The sequence below is a fragment of the Erysipelotrichaceae bacterium 66202529 genome (genome assembly GCA_017161075.1).
In the GTDB taxonomy this organism is placed as follows: Bacteria; Bacillota_I; Bacilli_A; order Erysipelotrichales; family Erysipelotrichaceae; genus Clostridium_AQ.
The window spans coordinates 3,457,131-3,473,516 of sequence record CP046174.1; the positions used below are offsets into that span (position 1 = coordinate 3,457,131).

Annotated in this window: 14 protein-coding genes, 1 tRNA gene and 1 pseudogene; 2 read left to right on the top strand and 14 right to left on the bottom strand. The window is 43.7% G+C overall.

Annotation, left to right across the window (positions count from 1 at the left end):
* Positions 1–108: 108 nt before the first annotated feature.
* The 3 genes from GKZ87_16325 to GKZ87_16335 are packed head-to-tail and all read right to left on the bottom strand — an operon-like array spanning position 109 to position 5,005.
* A complete protein-coding gene (locus tag GKZ87_16325) occupies positions 109–2,301 on the bottom strand; it encodes a hypothetical protein (GenBank protein QSI26939.1) in 2,193 nt (730 codons plus the stop codon).
* A 13-nt stretch (positions 2,302–2,314) separates the two neighbouring features.
* Positions 2,315–4,387 carry an MMPL family transporter gene (locus GKZ87_16330; GenBank protein QSI26940.1) on the bottom strand — a complete coding sequence of 691 codons (2,073 nt, stop codon included), beginning with the start codon at positions 4,385–4,387 and terminating at the stop codon, positions 2,315–2,317.
* A gap of 21 nt (positions 4,388–4,408) precedes the next feature.
* A complete protein-coding gene (locus tag GKZ87_16335; GenBank protein QSI26941.1) occupies positions 4,409–5,005 on the bottom strand; it encodes a TetR family transcriptional regulator in 597 nt (198 codons plus the stop codon).
* 546 nt (positions 5,006–5,551) lie between these two features.
* Between GKZ87_16335 and GKZ87_16340 the strand changes: the two genes are divergently transcribed.
* Positions 5,552–5,627: transfer RNA gene (locus GKZ87_16340), tRNA-Val, on the top strand.
* Between the two features lie 317 nt (positions 5,628–5,944).
* Here GKZ87_16340 and GKZ87_16345 read toward each other — a convergent pair.
* The 11 genes and pseudogenes from GKZ87_16345 to GKZ87_16395 form a co-directional block, all read right to left on the bottom strand.
* A pseudogene (locus GKZ87_16345) lies at positions 5,945–6,136 on the bottom strand (hypothetical protein).
* Between the two features lie 150 nt (positions 6,137–6,286).
* Entirely contained in the window at positions 6,287–7,093 is an 807-nt protein-coding gene (locus GKZ87_16350) for an HAD-IIA family hydrolase (protein ID QSI26942.1), read from the bottom strand.
* Between the two features lie 30 nt (positions 7,094–7,123).
* Positions 7,124–7,819 (bottom strand): L-ribulose-5-phosphate 4-epimerase AraD, encoded by a 696-nt coding sequence (gene araD, locus GKZ87_16355; protein ID QSI26943.1) that lies wholly within the window; start codon positions 7,817–7,819, stop codon positions 7,124–7,126.
* Between the two features lie 8 nt (positions 7,820–7,827).
* A complete protein-coding gene (locus GKZ87_16360) occupies positions 7,828–9,117 on the bottom strand; it encodes an iron-containing alcohol dehydrogenase (protein QSI26944.1) in 1,290 nt (429 codons plus the stop codon).
* 3 nt (positions 9,118–9,120) lie between these two features.
* Entirely contained in the window at positions 9,121–10,536 is a 1,416-nt protein-coding gene (locus GKZ87_16365; GenBank protein QSI26945.1) for a PTS galactitol transporter subunit IIC, read from the bottom strand.
* A gap of 52 nt (positions 10,537–10,588) precedes the next feature.
* Entirely contained in the window at positions 10,589–10,891 is a 303-nt protein-coding gene (locus GKZ87_16370; protein QSI26946.1) for a PTS fructose transporter subunit IIB, read from the bottom strand.
* A complete protein-coding gene (locus GKZ87_16375; protein ID QSI26947.1) occupies positions 10,888–11,370 on the bottom strand; it encodes a PTS sugar transporter subunit IIA in 483 nt (160 codons plus the stop codon). The genes GKZ87_16370 and GKZ87_16375 overlap by 4 nt, the downstream gene beginning before the upstream one ends.
* A 354-nt stretch (positions 11,371–11,724) precedes the next feature.
* A complete protein-coding gene (locus GKZ87_16380; GenBank protein ID QSI26948.1) occupies positions 11,725–12,417 on the bottom strand; it encodes a response regulator in 693 nt (230 codons plus the stop codon).
* Between the two features lie 443 nt (positions 12,418–12,860).
* Positions 12,861–13,211, bottom strand: coding sequence for a hypothetical protein (locus tag GKZ87_16385; GenBank protein ID QSI26949.1), 351 nt, complete (start codon positions 13,209–13,211; stop codon positions 12,861–12,863).
* Between the two features lie 103 nt (positions 13,212–13,314).
* Positions 13,315–14,055 (bottom strand): hypothetical protein, encoded by a 741-nt coding sequence (locus tag GKZ87_16390; GenBank protein QSI26950.1) that lies wholly within the window; start codon positions 14,053–14,055, stop codon positions 13,315–13,317.
* A 15-nt stretch (positions 14,056–14,070) separates the two neighbouring features.
* Positions 14,071–14,643 carry a hypothetical protein gene (locus GKZ87_16395; GenBank protein ID QSI26951.1) on the bottom strand — a complete coding sequence of 191 codons (573 nt, stop codon included), beginning with the start codon at positions 14,641–14,643 and terminating at the stop codon, positions 14,071–14,073.
* Positions 14,644–14,916: 273 nt separating this feature from the next.
* On the opposite strand from GKZ87_16395, the gene GKZ87_16400 reads away from it, so the two are divergent.
* The gene (locus GKZ87_16400; GenBank protein QSI26952.1) at positions 14,917–16,365 is read left to right on the top strand and encodes a ParB/RepB/Spo0J family partition protein; all 1,449 of its coding nucleotides are present in this window, start codon (positions 14,917–14,919) and stop codon (positions 16,363–16,365) included.
* Positions 16,366–16,386: the final 21 nt, after the last annotated feature.

The window sequence follows — 16,386 nt, forward strand, 5'->3', positions numbered from 1 at the left end:
CTTTTACCATTATACTGTACCTACTCGTTTTCCACAATATTTTTTATAGCTGTTGAAGTATTTTTCTGAACAAAAAAAAGAAGACAGGATGCCTGTCCTCTGTTGATTTTAAAACAGCTTTGAGAAGAAATTTGATATCTTATCGAAGAAATCATCCTTTGTTTCCTCTTTTGTTTTTTTGTTCTCATTTGTATCTGCTTTCTTTTCCTTTTGCAGCTCTTCTGTTTTATAAATGTACTTTACTTTGCTGCTGCTGTTTTTTGGCGCACCGCTGAAGGTATGCTCCTGCTCAGCCTCTTTTACAATTTCATCCTTGATAGCCAAAAGCTGTGTTACATCATCCAAAGACAGGTTTACCTGCTTTTTCATTTCATCGATACCGGATGTCTTGAATTTGCTCATGCCTGCATGCAGCTCTCCTGTTTTATCCTTTAACAGAGTAGATGCATCATACAGCTGCACAGCACCACTGCTGATTACTGCGGAGCCGTTCTGCAATGTGCCTGCTCCCTGATCAACCTTCTGCAAGCCAGCTGTAAGAGACTGACTTCCTTTGTATAATTCACTGCTTCCTCCTACAGCGGATGAAAGACTGGAATCCAGGGTTGTAATACCTTTTTTCAATTCCATAAGAGAAGATGCTTTATCACTTAGCTGTTGAGTACCCTGCGCTAGCTGCTGTGCACCCTGAGATGCTGTATATAGCTTCGCCTGCAGTCCTTCCAGCTCCTTTACCATGGATGATAATTGTGAGAGTGTTGTCTTCATACTTTCCGCCAGTTTCTTATATTCAGGCAGCTTCTTCGTCATTTCTGTTATTCCCTGTGTCAGTCCTGCCGTAATATTGGAAGCATTATGTCCATTATGATCAACATCGCCATACAGAGCATTATCGACGCTGCCTGTTTCCAGTACCAGCCTTTGGGCCAGTACACAGGAATCCGAATTAGGGTTTGTACTGCAAAGGGATTCGCTCAATTCCTTTGCATCCTGTTTCATACCATTGCTTGCTGATTTCAGATTTGCATCATTCAAAATACCATTCAGGGAATTCATGGCATCCTGTAACTGCATTGCCTGATCCGATATTGCAATAATGTCATCCGGTAAACCGCTGATTGAGGCCAGTATGTTTTTCAGGCTATCCATATCTAAAGAAGTGTTTAATTCATCACTGCCATCCTGCAAGCCCTTTGCCAATCCCTGCATATTCGTATTGATTTCATCAACACCGCTTACCAGTGTACTCAAACCGTCTGTTGCCTTATTCAGCTTGGCAGTACCCTCCTTCGCCTGTACCATGCCGGTATTCAAATCCTTTAAGCCGCTGTTCAGCTTGGAAGAACCGCTCACCAGCTCCTGTGTACCATTCTTTAATGCAGATACACCGTTAGTCAGTGTCGGCACGCCATTTACCAGCTCCTGCATCTTGCCATTGAAGGTTGTCGTTCCCTGTGAAAGCTGTGATGTACCATCCAAAAGCTGTGCACTAGCATTGGTCAGCTCATCCAGTCCGTTTGTCAGATCATCCATGGAATTGATATTCTTTAGCTTTTCCACAGGTACCTCCGGTGTCATTGCAAACATAATTGGTCCAAGCTCAAACTCCTTCGCCTCACAGGTGATTGTAAATTCATCCTGTATATGCAATGCATCTGCAGCAGTAATACCGGCGCTTTCCAATGTATCCTGCAGACCCGGAACACTCACAAAAGCTACCATGGTATTATTTCCTTCAGATAAAATCTTGCCATTCTCGCATTTCACATTGGTAAAATGATCCGCAGAGAGATCAAGAACTCCGGCTCCCATATAAAATGGATGAATCCGCGTTTGCTTACCATTGATATCCACATTCCTTGTCTGTGTATTTTTCAATGCAATATGAATTTTCAGACTTCCGCTTTTCCCAATCAAATCCTTTCCGCTGATGGCTTTACCGTTCAGCTCATATGTGACCTTTACCTGCACCGGCAGCTGCTTTGTACTTGTTCCCTCGTAATATAGATCATTGGAATCGGAGTTCCAGGTATAGGTTTTTCCTGAAACCTCAGGCTTTTCATCGCTCTTTACGTTCTTCACATTGCTGAGCTCCAGCTTCTCCTTAATATTGTGAAGCCCCTCATCATTGTGCAGCCAACTGCTGACAATTTCCTGATCGACGCTTCCATCGCTATGCAGCATCGCATATACAGTTTCATCCTTTTCTGTTTCATCATCCTTTGCATACAGCACCATACCGGAATTAACCAGTAGCATACTCAATGCAGCACAGGTTATTGTTCTTACATTTTTCTTCATATGAAATACCTCCTTATTTCAGGTTCGCCTTTGGCCAGCCTCTTGTTGTTTTCTCAATCGCTTTATGAAATATAATCAGCATTGCAGGCAGCACCAGTAAAATAGACAGCATGGAAATAACTGCACCGCGGGAAATCAGTGTACACAGACTCTTAATTAAATCCATTTTGGAAATAAAGGATACACCGATACATGCCGCAAAGAAGGACAGACCCGAGGTGATGATACTTGGCGCAGATTTCGCTGCCGCCTCACGCGCCGCTTCAATCACGGTACTGCCATTGCTAAGCTCTTCCTTATACCGCGTTGTCATCAATATGGCGTAGTCAACCGTTGCTCCCAGTTGTATTGTTCCGATAACGATACTTGCAATGAACGGTAGCGTTGAACCGGTAAAGAATGGAATGCCCATATTGATACAGATGGCAAATTCAATGGAGGCTACCAAAATGATTGGGAGTGCCAGTGATTGAAAGGTAACGGCAATAATCAGAAAGATGGCAGCAACAGACAGGATATTGACCATCTTAAAGTCGATATCGGTGGTTGTAATCAAATCACGGGTTAAAGAGCCCTCTCCGGCAATGACTGCATGCTTATCATACTGATGCATAATGGCGTCTATCTTATTCAGCTGTGCATCCTCTTCATCCGTTGCGGAACGGTAGGTACTGTTGACAAGAATCATTTTCTTTCCGCCGTTCTGCAGGATATCCTTGACTGCTGCAGGCTCCAGCTGCTGCGGGATACCTCCACCAATCAGGCTTTCATAGGAAACTACGGAATACACACCCGGTAGCTTTTCCACCTGATCGCAAATGTCCTTGATTTCATAATTTTCCAATTTATCATCCACTAGAAGAAAATGTGTTGTTGTCATATGAAACTGATCCTTCAGCTTATTTGTACCAATCACACTTGCGAAATCCTTCGGCATGGTGGCATTGAGGTCATAGTATACATTCGTATGTGCCTGTGCATAAATCATCGGTATGAAAATAATAACAAAGACCAGTAATATGGATTTATAATGACGGGTAAGAAATCCCGGCAGTTTTTTTGGTTCCTTCAGAATAATCGGATGCTTCCATTTCTCTATATATTTATCAAACAGCATCAGCAATGCAGGCAGGATAATGATTGTGGATAATACTCCGAACACAACCCCTTTTGCCATGACGATTCCAATATCCTTCCCTAACGTCAGCTGCATCGCGCACAAAGCCAGAAAGCCGGCTATCGTCGTGATAGAGGAGCTTGTAATAGAGGTAAAGGTTGCTTGTATCGCATTTGACATCGCCTCATCCCGGTCATTGCTTTTCTTCTTTTCCTCCTGATAGCGGTGGAGTAGGAAAATAGAATAATCCATCGTAACACCAAGCTGTAAAACAAGCGCCAGTGCTTTGGTGATATAGGATATCTGTCCGAGGAAGATGTTGGTTCCAAAGTTGTACACAATCGGAAATATGATGCCAAGAACAAATACAAACGGCGCGATGGAGGACTCCAGCCCCATGAACAGTACAAGCATGCAAAGGATAATTGCAGTGACAGCATATAGCGGAGTCTCTGCATTCATTAAATCTTTCGTATCCTCCGTGATGGCAGAAAAGCCTCCCAGATAACATTCGCGCTCGGCATAGCCCTTGATGGTTTTAATGGCATCCATCGTCCGCTGAGAGGATGTCTCCTCCTGAAAGGTGATAACCATTAGTGTTCCCTTGTCGGAGTACAGCATTTCGCGGATATCTTTGGGGATGATCTCTTTTGGGATACTGATATCCAGCACGTCATCGCGCCATAGTACATCCTTAACACCGTCAATCGCTTTTATTTCATTCTTTAATTCAGCAACATTTTTATCCGGCATGTTTTCGACTACGAGCATCCCGGTGCTTGCCAGATGGAAATCATCACTTAACGATTTCTGTCCTATCATGGATTCGGCATCCTGCGGCAGATAGCTCAGCAGGTCATAATTTACCTTCGTACGCGCATACCCAATTACACTGGGAATCAGCAGCAATACGGCAACAAGCAGAATCAGATTTCTTTTCTTAACTATAAAATCAGAAAGCTTCTTCATACATTTCATCTCCAATCTTGTTTATGATCGTTCGATCATTTTGCGAATCGTGGTAAACAGCATCGGCTTCAACTGTTCAATATCATCCGGCTGATGCAGAATGATGGAGGTGTAGCAGAGTGTTGAAACAAGCTCCAAAATCATGAACAGCAGCTGATATGCCTCCCGGCGGGTGTATCCGATGGTTTCCAGAAAATCACAATAGCTGTTCATATGTGCAGCCACCTCATAATTTTCACCCTCCCTCAGCTTTCCTCCGACAAGATTCCAGGAAAGGTTCTTCTGAATGATGTTGATGACCTCCGGATGCATTCGGAAATAAGCGATCACATGATCAATGAGAAAAATCAGTTCGTCAATTTTATCGTCGATATTCTGACGTTTGGCTTCCTGTAATGCCTCATTGATGATGGACGAGCTTTCCTTGACAATCAGATGGTTGATCAGCTGCACCTTATCATGGAAGTACAAATAAAACGTTCCCTTTGCGACTCCTGCTTCCTGGACAATCTGATCGATGGAGATCTTGTTGACATCATGACAGGAAAATAGCTTTAGGGCAGCTATTTCAATACGCTTCTTTTTTTCACTCTTGTTCAGAAGTACCTTGCTTTTCATATGCATTCTCTCCAGTTCCGCATGATGACTATTCGTCATTTTTTCTAACCGATGAAAAGGATATTGCAAAAATGACGTTTCGTCAATAATTTATATGCGGGTTTGAAATAAGTTCTTTATACAATATTTCGTATTTGTCTAAACGCCATGAAAAGCCATGCTGTTGCAGTCTTTAACTGATTCCTGATCGTGAACATAATTCTGAAGATTTAAACATGATGATTTACATAATTTATTATCAGAGTCCTTTTTGTTGAAAGCTGAAGGCAGAATAAAAAGAGTGGTATATACATACGTCATATAACATGGATAAGATCATGTAATTTCGGTTACGTTTCTTAAATGCATACAAATGAAATTATGATAATAGGTCAAGAAGAAATATTTCTGCATTCTGATTAAGGAAAGAAATGGAAGATACAGCAGAGACATATTAAAATGAAAAGCATTCATCGTGTATGATAAGGAAGCTAATCAATTTTATTAAGAATTTTAAAAAATAATTTGCATTATAAGGTCTTTTATGATATTATAAATATCGTCGATGGAGGCTTAGCTCAGTTGGGAGAGCGTCTGCCTTACAAGCAGAGGGTCGGGGGTTCGAGCCCCTCAGCCTCCACCATTAAATAAACGCATAACGGGCTCTAACCTTTCAATCAGGCAGACCCGTTTTTTTATATAAAATCCTCCATCTGAAAGTTTTGTGACAGCATTGATGGCATTTTAGTCACCTTCATACATAGCATGAATTTTCACAACGCCGTCCGTCCTCATGACACACATGTTCATAAACAGCAGCTTCTCCACGGATAGAACGTCTTTACATATAATGTATTTGTTCATATGAAATAAATAACGCTTATCGTTATCATTTCAAAAACACAGGTATTCAGAAACAGAAAAGAAGTGCAGCTCGCACTCCTTTTTCTTATTCCATGCTTATTTTCTCCAGCCTGCATAAATCACCTTATTTCCCGTTGTCACCTTACGAATACCGGTTATTTTCTTTTTACATGCGGAATCCGTGTACCAGCCGGTAAAGTGATAGCCATTGCGGCTTGGATTTTTTCATTTAATCGTAGATGTCACCGTATACCTTATAAATTCAGCCTCCATTACTACTATAGGCATATTTCAATTTTCTAGACCTTGTTACTGCCTTTTTGATGTTAAAAAGGATAAATACTATTTACAAAGAACGTAAAGCCATATGCAATATCATAGACAGTAAAAAGCGTCCTTTTTCTACCAGGACGCTTCTTTCATATGCCATAAGTACATCTATAACAATTCCGCCAGAGCACCAATATTTTCTATCACGATATCTGGCTTCACTTCGCTCTTGTCAATATCCGCTTCCTTTGTTTCTCCGCTCATCACCAGAATACTTGTAACTGCACTGTGATCTGCCACAGCGATATCCGTATACAAACGATCCCCGATAATAGCGATCTGTTCTGCCGCAAAACCGGTTTCCTGTATGATGTACTCCAGAGTTTTCGGACTTGGCTTTCCGAAGAACTCCGGATAACGCCCGGTGCTTGCTTCGATGAGCTTTGCCATGCTTCCGCAGTCTGGTATAAAGGTATCATTTTCCATCGGACAATTCAAATCCGGATTGATTCCATAATAGGCTGCTCCCTCCCGTATGAAATGACACGCCTTTGACAGCTTGTCATAGGTCAGTGTTGTATCGAAGCCGAGAATGACGATATCCGGATGCTCTTCATCCATCGTCCAGCCATGCAGTTTGAACTCCGCAAGCAGTGCAGGTGTCCCTACCACATACACGCTTTTTCCATCATGATGCTCCTTTAGCCAGCGCAGAATGACATGTGTGGAGATCATCATCTGCTGTTTATCGATATCGATTCCCATGGTATGCAGCTTATCAATATACGTCATGACATCCTTTGAGGAGTTGTTTGTAAAGAAATAATACGCTCTTTCGCTTTGCTTTACCGAATCCAGAAAGCGGCGGGTATAGGGGAACAATTCATTCCCTAAATAAATCGTTCCATCCATATCCAGAATAAATGCCCGTATAGGCTTCATCGCTTCCTGAATTTGTTCCTTATCTCGTATCATAATATCCATCCTTAATATGTTGTACAAAAGCTATTGCCCGTAATAGGCATTCGGCCCGTGCTTTCGCTTGAAATGCTTATCGAGTAAAACCTGCTGCATCGGTTGTACCGTGTTATTTTGCAGCATGACACTCACAAATGCCATCGCTGCACATTCTTCCATCACCACAGCGTTATGCACTGCTTCAAAGGGGTCTTTTCCCCATGCGAAAGGCCCATGACTGTGCACAAGCACGCCCGGCATATTGTCTGGATTCAAATTTTCCTTTGTGAAGGTTTCTACGATAACACGTCCAGTTTCCAGCTCATATTCCCCATGGATTTCCGCTTCGCTCATCAACCTGGTGCATGGAATATCCCCATAGAAGTAATCTGCCTGCGTTGTCCCTAAGGCAGGAATTGCCCGTCCCGCCTGCGCAAAGGCAGTTGCCCAGCGGGAGTGTGTATGCACTGCCCCGCCAATATTGGGGAAATTCTTATAAAATTCAAGATGTGTCATCAGATCACTGCTTGGCTTCAGCTTTCCTTCCACCACGTTTCCATCCAGATCACACAGCACAATATCTGCATATGTCATATGCTCATACTCCACACCGCTCGGTTTAATAGCCACGATGCCCTGTTCCCGGTCGATTCCGGATACATTTCCCCAGGTAAAGGTGATGAGTCCATGCTTTGGTAACAAAACATTAGCCTCCAGAACACGCTGCTTCAATTCTTCCAGCATATCGATCCCTACCCTTCTGTGATTTCATCATAGAAATCGTAGAATTTTAACAGCCGCATGAAGGTCAGACGCTGGCGGACATATGGACTCAGACGCTGTGTTGTCGCTTTCAATGCTTCATCCAGTGTCAGCTCCTGCATGGTTGTCAAACCATGTACCTTTTTCATCCATCCAGTTATCGTTTCCGCATCCGGCAGCTCTGCCAGAATTGCCAGAATATCCGCTTCCTTTTCCTTCAGCTTAGCTCCCTGTATATCCTCCAGCAGATTCGGTGTGTTTTCCTTTAGAATCTCCTCCTGTAAAACAGGACTGATGATATGCGTTTTGATAAACTCCGTTTCCAGCTCCATATGGTCTTTGACCTGATAGCCGTCTGCACGAAGCCTCTGTTCTGCTTTTTTATACACAGCTGTAGCCAGGCACAGTCCGACACCGACCTTTTCTCCGTGATAGAAATCAATCGGCTTATTGATTGCGGACATCTCCCACAAATGCGACATATGATGCTCCGCACCGGATGCCGGGCGGGAGTTTCCAATCATCTGCATTGCAATGCCGCTCAGCAGCAATCCATACATCAAATTTTCATAAGCGGCTAAATCTCCGCTTTGGATACCTTCCAGATTATCACACAAATCCTTTAGCACCTTGTATTCCATATCTACAACGGTATCGCAGATATATTCCCCGGTAACTGCATGTGCGATTTTCCAGTCACACAGCGCTGTAAATTTTCCCAGCAAATCACCGACACCGCTTGCCGTTAAACGAAGCGGCGCTTTTGAAAAGATTTCACTGTCTGCCAGCACAAAGCGGGGTGATACCGCCGTAAAGCTTTTCTTGAAGCCGTGCCATGTCATCGCGGCAACAGTGGAAACGTAGCCGTCTACACTTGCGGCAGTTGGAATACTCAGAAACGGAAGCTTTTTCTCATAGGCATGATACCGGGTAATATCATGAATCGTTCCGGAGCCTGCCGCAATAAGGAAGTCAATCCCCTCATAGCGGTCCAGCTGCTTCTGTGCAGCCTCCACTCCATGCTCATCCGCATGCAGATGTTCAGAATTCAGCTGTATGGTTATGATACCCGGAAGCAACTCCTCCACAAGCTTTCCGGCAGCCGCATACGTATGATCGTCACACAGCATAGCGATTCTCTTGTATTCACTATAATAATTCTTCATGATGGAAGGAAGGCGCTGAATGGCGCCCTTCTCAATAATCATGTCATCTACAACAATTTCATGTGTTCTTCCGCAGGCACACGGCTTACGGAATTGCTCTACATCTATTTTCATGCGCTACGCCTCCGCTTCTGCGTTTTTCAATGCCTGTGTTTCCAGATAATCCTCTACGGATTTCTGTTTCATGCGATATCCGGCATAGCAGACCACATATGCTACGACGGCAACACCGATCCATAACGGACTTCCGCTCAGGAACGCGAGGAATATCAGCCCCATCAGCGGTTTTCCAAGAATATTAAAGCTGGTAATCATCGCTGCCCCTGCCGGAATTGCATAGCCTGCGCCCTTGGCAACCTCGGTAAACAATGGTGCTGTATACGTACACATCAGTAAACCGATACTGAACCAGATAGCTCCGGTTACGATAACCTTTGCCATATTTCCATTGAATACGGCTACAAGACCCTCTACCATATAAGGAATTGCGACCAGATCGACAACCGGCAGTGTCTGGTTACCAGGCAGGAAGAAGGCAATCAGTACCATGACCGGCATCAGCAGCAGACCACAGGTCAGCGTTGCAGGCTCGCCATATCCGACAGCATCATTGACAGCGATATACCATTCACGATCTCCGGTATTCCCCATGAATTTACGGGCACCCTCGGTAATTGGTGCAAATGCCTGTGCAAAGAAGCCGGTAATTTTCGGGAAGATGGCCATAACCGCAGCTGTAGCGACAGCGGCAGTCAGCACAGAGCCCCAGCCTGCCATAGTACCAAGATTAGATAGATTCCCCAGAATACCGATAATACCGCCCAATATAAAGCCGATGGTCATCGGTTCCCCCATGAATCCGATTTTCTGCTGGATCGTCTGCGGATTCAGCTTCAGCTTATTAAACCCAATGGCATTCAAAATCGGATCGAAAACAATAGCAAAGATTCCAGGCTCAATGTTATGCATCGCGATGATGGTACAGTTTGGATACTGATAATACGTAGACCAGCGCTTAGCCAGCATATCGGAAATCAGCAGGGAATACAGGTTCAGCAGCACCATACATGCGATTCCCAGCGCAAAGTTGTCTGTCGCAAAGATTACCATGGCTCCCCATACCATGTAGGAATAGTTGTTCCATAAATCAGACGGCTGGAAGCATTTTGTCCATTTGATCAGAAACAGCACCGTCTGTAATACGATACCAAGCCCAAGATAGATCATACCGGCACTTGTCGAGAATGCGACCAGACTGGTTGCCTGCCAGCCGACATCGAATACATTCAGGTTTACACCTGTGATATTGACCATGGCATCTGCCATATTCTTTACCAGCGGTGTGATGATCGGTGTAAATGCACCAACCATCAGGGAAATTCCCTCCAGAGATACTCCGGCATATAAAGCGGAAAGGAAGGCCTTCTGCGGTTTAACACGGAAGAATAAGGCGATGATGCCGATGATGATCGGGACGATAATCGCAGCCCCAAAGTTGTCGATCATCGATTTCAGAAATTCTAATATAACCATACGTAATCTCTCCTTTATAATTTATACTGTTGTGTACTGCAAAGTCTGATGCTTATTTCCCTATTGACTGCAGTGCCTTTAGGAAGTCCTCAAAGAATTTGTCTTCTCCCATCCCTGTAATGCAGGCAAAGGCATTGACGCAGGGAATCCCGTAATCTCCCCTAGGAAGCGGGGAGGTGTGTGCGATAATATCAAAGCGTTTTGACTGTGCCAGATTTAAAGCCTCGGTTGGCTTTGCCTCGGTAGCACTTACCTGATAGCCATGTTCTGACAGGCGATCCTTCAGCTTTGCGGCCACCATGCTGCTGGTGACAGTTCCTGAACCACAGATTGATAGAATGTTTACTGATTTCATAAGTTTTCTCCTCCTATTTCTATTTCCTTCTGTTTTACTATATCTATGACCTCGTCAGCACTGGAAGCCTGGTAAATCTTCTCCAGTACGGCGCTGTCCTGTATGATACGCAGAATCTGCTGCAGCTTCTTTATGTGGTTTTTGGGATCCGCAATCGCCAGCATGAAGACAACCTTCACCGCCACCTGTGTATCATCACTGCCCATTTGAATGAACGTTACCGGCTGTTTTAATGTCATGATTCCTTCGGTTTCATGCAGTACATAGCCGGCATCCGTATGCGGTATTGCGACACCGAATCCATTGATATCCAATCCGGTTGGAAACTGTGCTTCTCTTTGTTTCAGGGCCTTCACATAATCGCTTCTGCTGTAGCCCTCCTTTACAAAGCAGCCACCCAGCTGATCAAAAATATCATTGGCATGCTGTGCATCTGCCTGTAGGTGAATCAAATTTTTATCTAAGTCTTCCCAAATCATTTCCATACTCCTTTTTGTTGATCATGAGGAATGCTGTTCCCCTCATGTATCGCGCTGTTTCTATCCACCTACAGTGTAATGCAAAAAGCGCTTTCATAAAAGAGTAAAAGACTGCGCAGAGGTTTGCAGAGTTTTAAACAGTGGAATTGTTTGCAAAAGCGCATAAGGTGAATTGTACCATAGCATAAGATTTTTCAAAAGCTGTCCTGCATTCGAAAAAGGAAGCCTCTTTCATTGACGACTGCAATGATTTTAAAGCTTCCCTTATTTATAATATTTATTGGTAATTTCAGCATGCAGGCTCTTTTGAGCATTAGCATCTGCTTGTATTATTTCTTATATATGAACAGCTGCTTACATCATGGTATGATAATATTTCCAGTATTTCTCCTTAAATTCCTTCCGTTTCAGCAGACTTACACGAACAGCCTCATCCTTCAGCTGCAGGGTATGCTCTGCCTCATAGTAATAGCCGCAGGATGGATTGATTAACAGATTCTTCTTCGGACAGACAAAGCAATCATCGTATATGCGCTGAAAATCCTCCATTGACATATCACAGGTATAGACCTGATCCCCCATGTCCAGACAGAGCTGCTTTTTCACAACGCTGACCTTATGGATTTTATAAATCGGTATGGCGATGCTTGTGTTCCCTGCTTTGACATGGATGCGCATATTGACATAGTTCAGGCGGCGTTCCAGACGCTGAAGCAGCGGGGACAGCTCCTGATCCATCTTCGATTTTGGAAGAAAGGCAAATGCGGAGAACTGCTGGGTGCGCTCAATAGCAAAATTATCCAGTGAGGACATGAGAATAATGATTGCATCCGGATTTTTTTTATAAATCATATTTCCGATTTCAATACCGGAGTGAACCGGCATCATCATATCGCTGAGATAGGCATCATAGGTACCCTTGCATGCATAGCTTGCATCATTGGCGATATCTGCCTGAAAGGCAGGATGCAGGGCTTCTATCTTCTTTTTGATTACCTGTGCCTGTTCTCTGCTGTCATCAATTATCAGTATGGTATATTGTTTCATAGGATCCTCCCTGTGGCATGGCGTGTTGCCTTGTGTTTTGATACCGTGTATATGGTAAAGCACACAGGATAGAGGGGAACTTCCTTTATAGATACATTCAGGTATGATTTCTATCCTTCGTGCGTTATATATACAATAGCATAATCGAAAAAAAAAGAAAGGATTCTGGGACAAGCGGTATGCTACAGGTATCATTCGGTCATTTTGAGATAAAAAATTTTCTGTAACGTGGCTCTGTTTGTATAACGAAAGAAAAAAACAGGAAATGCTGCAGCACAAGCTAATTCCCTGTTTCTAAATGATTGTGTATATATGTGTTATCTTTATTCATAGCTTATCACTTATTGTTTTTTAATCACTCTTTCGCAATGAGCTATCCATCCTGACTTTCTTTACAAAAAACAGACCTTATGATGATCAACAGGCTTTTAACACACACATTGTCATTTGCTTGTCTTGTCATACTGTAAATCATTCGTCTGTAGATATCCTGTTGATACGCCAATCCAGGTAACAAAATAGAGTAAGATAAATGGAAGCAGGATCAAAAATATGCAGAAAGAAAGCTTTATAGGGTAAGCATACATTAAAACGAGTACAAACGGATACCAGATGAAGCTGTTCAGCAACTCAAATTTTCGTATATGCCCTCGATACCGTTGCACAGCCTCAGAAAATGTAATCCATCCCTTTTTTGTCTTTATCGTCTGCCTTTTAATATTCCCCTTCAGAATAAGGTGTGTGATGTAAATAGTATTCATTTCGATACCATGCTGTCCTTTCCCCTGTTTCATGATTTCGCTCAATTCATGCAGGTAGCTTTTTGCTTTTTCGGGATACGTATCCAGTATATAAAGTCGCTGTAATGCAGATATCGTCGTACTAATAGTAATTGATTTATCGAATTTGAGATAAAACACTGTCTAAGGATTCAAACACCTGTGTATCATAGTTCTTTAACTTAATTTCATCCTTTTTGAAGTCACGTTGTCTAATTGTTCGTGTTTGCGGTATCTGCGCTTCTCTTGTACAATTATTTAATCCTAGAATTTCATAACGGTCTTCTTCTTTAACATAATTCAGTAGCAGCAGATATGTTTTTCCTTCTTCCAGCATTACATCATTTTCTAAATTTGTATTAACATAAATATTAGCAGGATCCTCACCGCCATTTTTCTTTCTCAGATATTCGTGTTTTTTAACAGCCTCAGGGTCACTTGCCTGCTCGATTTGTGCCTGTGTGAGAATTCCTCCCTGCTTCAATGTTTTCAATGTTTTCCCATTCATATCCTCACCTTTATAGGTTTGTTGAACAAGAATTGTACTAAAGGTAAAGCCAAGCTCATCCGTTATTCCGCTTGCTAATACAGTTTTAGCTTCATCAATCGAGATTACAGTAGCTAAGACGACTAAATCAGCATCTTCTGACCATTCACCTATTGTTTTACTTATGGTTTCTGCAGTAATAGATGAGGCTTCTCCCGCCTTTTTTTTCATATCCTTTGTAATATAGGTAGACGCTGTATATGTTTCTTCTGATACATTTTTATTGTTTTTAGGTGTGCTTTCTTTTTCTGTTATTGTACTGCATCCAGTAAGAAGCAGGGCAGTCAGTATAAAGCAAAATGTTTTTTTCATTCGTTTAGCCCTCCATCATTTATATAAGTAATTTATTATATCATTTTCTTGTTTAGCAGGTGTTATTCTAGTTCTGCTGGTATCATGCCACATCAGCCTCGCCTTTGAAGTTTCTGTATGAGCAAGTCCAAAAGCATGCCCCATTTCATGTGCAATGGTTCCCTTATTATCATTTGTCGGTACTGAAGTCTTTAAAATTATCTCTGTATAAAAATAATTTTTTGAAGGCCCTTTTCCTAATGGGCTTAACCTGTTACCATTATCATCATAGTAAGCTGTATAACCAAGTACCTTGCCTTTAATAACACTATCCGATGATTTTGCATAGAAATCCATATGTGTCGCATAATTACTTGATACCTCAGTCATATAAATTTTGTTATCATATCCAGTATACATCCAATTTTGTGCACGTGTACGAATGGATGCTTTATATTTCGATGCTGAACTAGAAACCCAGAAGCAGGTGTTTCCTACCCCACGTGTAAATTTAGCATTGTTTGGAAATCTATTCTCAACTGCTTTGATACTTGCTCCAAACAAACAAAACAAGACCATAATGATTACAAAATGACTTAATTTTTTCATCACCATTTCCTCCATGAATTACTTTTTTAACGAACAAACGTTTGTATACTTATATCATATGATTACTTCCTATTAGGAACACTGTAAATACAAGGCTTTTCGGAGCCTACAAATCAGAAAAAATAATATTTGATCTATCACATTACGCAAAAAGCCGTCCGGCATGAAAAACGGGCGGCTTTTTTGCGTGGATAGACGGAAAGGAGGCACAAAAATAACTACAAAATTTTAGCGTTCAAATTTGTGCAACTTTAACGAAAAGGAGGATCGTAAATGGCCGATGAAAAACTGAACACAGGCCCTGCGGAGAATACTTCCCCGGAGGGCGCCGGGCCTATCACCACACCCGAACAGGCCGCAGCGTCTGAGCCCCGGCGGGAACAGACCGGGCCTACCATACCTGAGCCCGGCGATGTGGTTGTGTCCTTTGACAAAATCAATGAGCTTATGGCGGAAAAGAGGCAGAACGCCCGCGCCGAAGTCGAAAAGGCGGAAACGCCCGAAACGCCGGAGGCGGCAGCCCCCGGAGAAACACCGCAGCCCGCCAATACGGAGGAGCCGAAAAAGTCGCGCCGTGGCCGTCCGCCGAAAGCGGAAAAGGCTGCGACTGAAAATCAGAAAGCGGAGAAATCGGCTGGGGCCCGCAAGGGCCGCCCACCCAAGGCGGATAAGGCGGCCCCTGACAAGCCCAAGCCGTCCAAACGAGACAAAGTGTCCCGAAGCGATGGAAAGGCCCCGGATGCCAAGGAGCCCATTAAGCCCGCACAGGATACGGCACTGAAGGAAACTGCTGCTGTGGAACAGACGGCTCCCGAGCCGACTACACCGCCCCGCCCGGTTGAGGAAGGCAAGCTGGTTTATCTGAAACTTTCCGAGGTTCATCCGTTTCACACATTCCGTCCGCACCCCTTTAAGGTACGGGACGATGTGAAGATGCAGGAAATCGTGGCTTCTATCCGCGTAAACGGTGTAATGGTTCCCGGTCTTGCCCGCCCGGAGAAAGACGGAAACGGCTATGAAATTGTAGCGGGCCATCGCCGTACCCACGGCAGTGAACTGGCGGGGCTGAAGGAAATGCCCTTTATTGTCCGTGAAATGACCGACCACGAAGCGGTGCAGGCCATGAAGGACAGCAACAAGCAGCGTGACGGGATGCTCCCCAGTGAATTGGCCGCGCTGCTGGAACTTGAGGTTGAGGACATTAAGCATCAGGGCGGGCGGCTGAAAGGCGTTGCGGAAGGCGATGTTGGAAAACGCTCGGTTGAGATTGTGGGCGAGGCGCATGAGATGAACTATAAAAAGGTCATGCGCTACTTGCGACTCAACTCCCTTGTGCCGGAGCTTCTGGATAAGGTAGACGATAAAAAGATGGGCTTTATGCCTGCCGTGGAACTGTCCTACATCAAACCGAAAAATCAGAGGCTTATTGCTGTTTCCATTGACGGGGAGCAGGCTTCGCCCTCGCTGGCCCAAGCTAAACGGCTCCGGGAGCTGGATAAGGAAGGCAAGCTCAACGGCGATGTCATTGACGGCATCTTATCAGAACAGAAAAAGGAGGATCGAGGCGTGATTATTTCTACTGCGGAACTGGAAAAGTATTTTGGCAAGGAGGTCACTCCCGCCAAAATGAAAGAACAGATTATGTCCCTGCTGGATGACTGGAAAGAAAAACAGCCGCCGGAGCTGGCAAAAGCCCCGAAAAAGCAGGAACTTGACAAGTAACAACTTCGAGACACTTTGTCC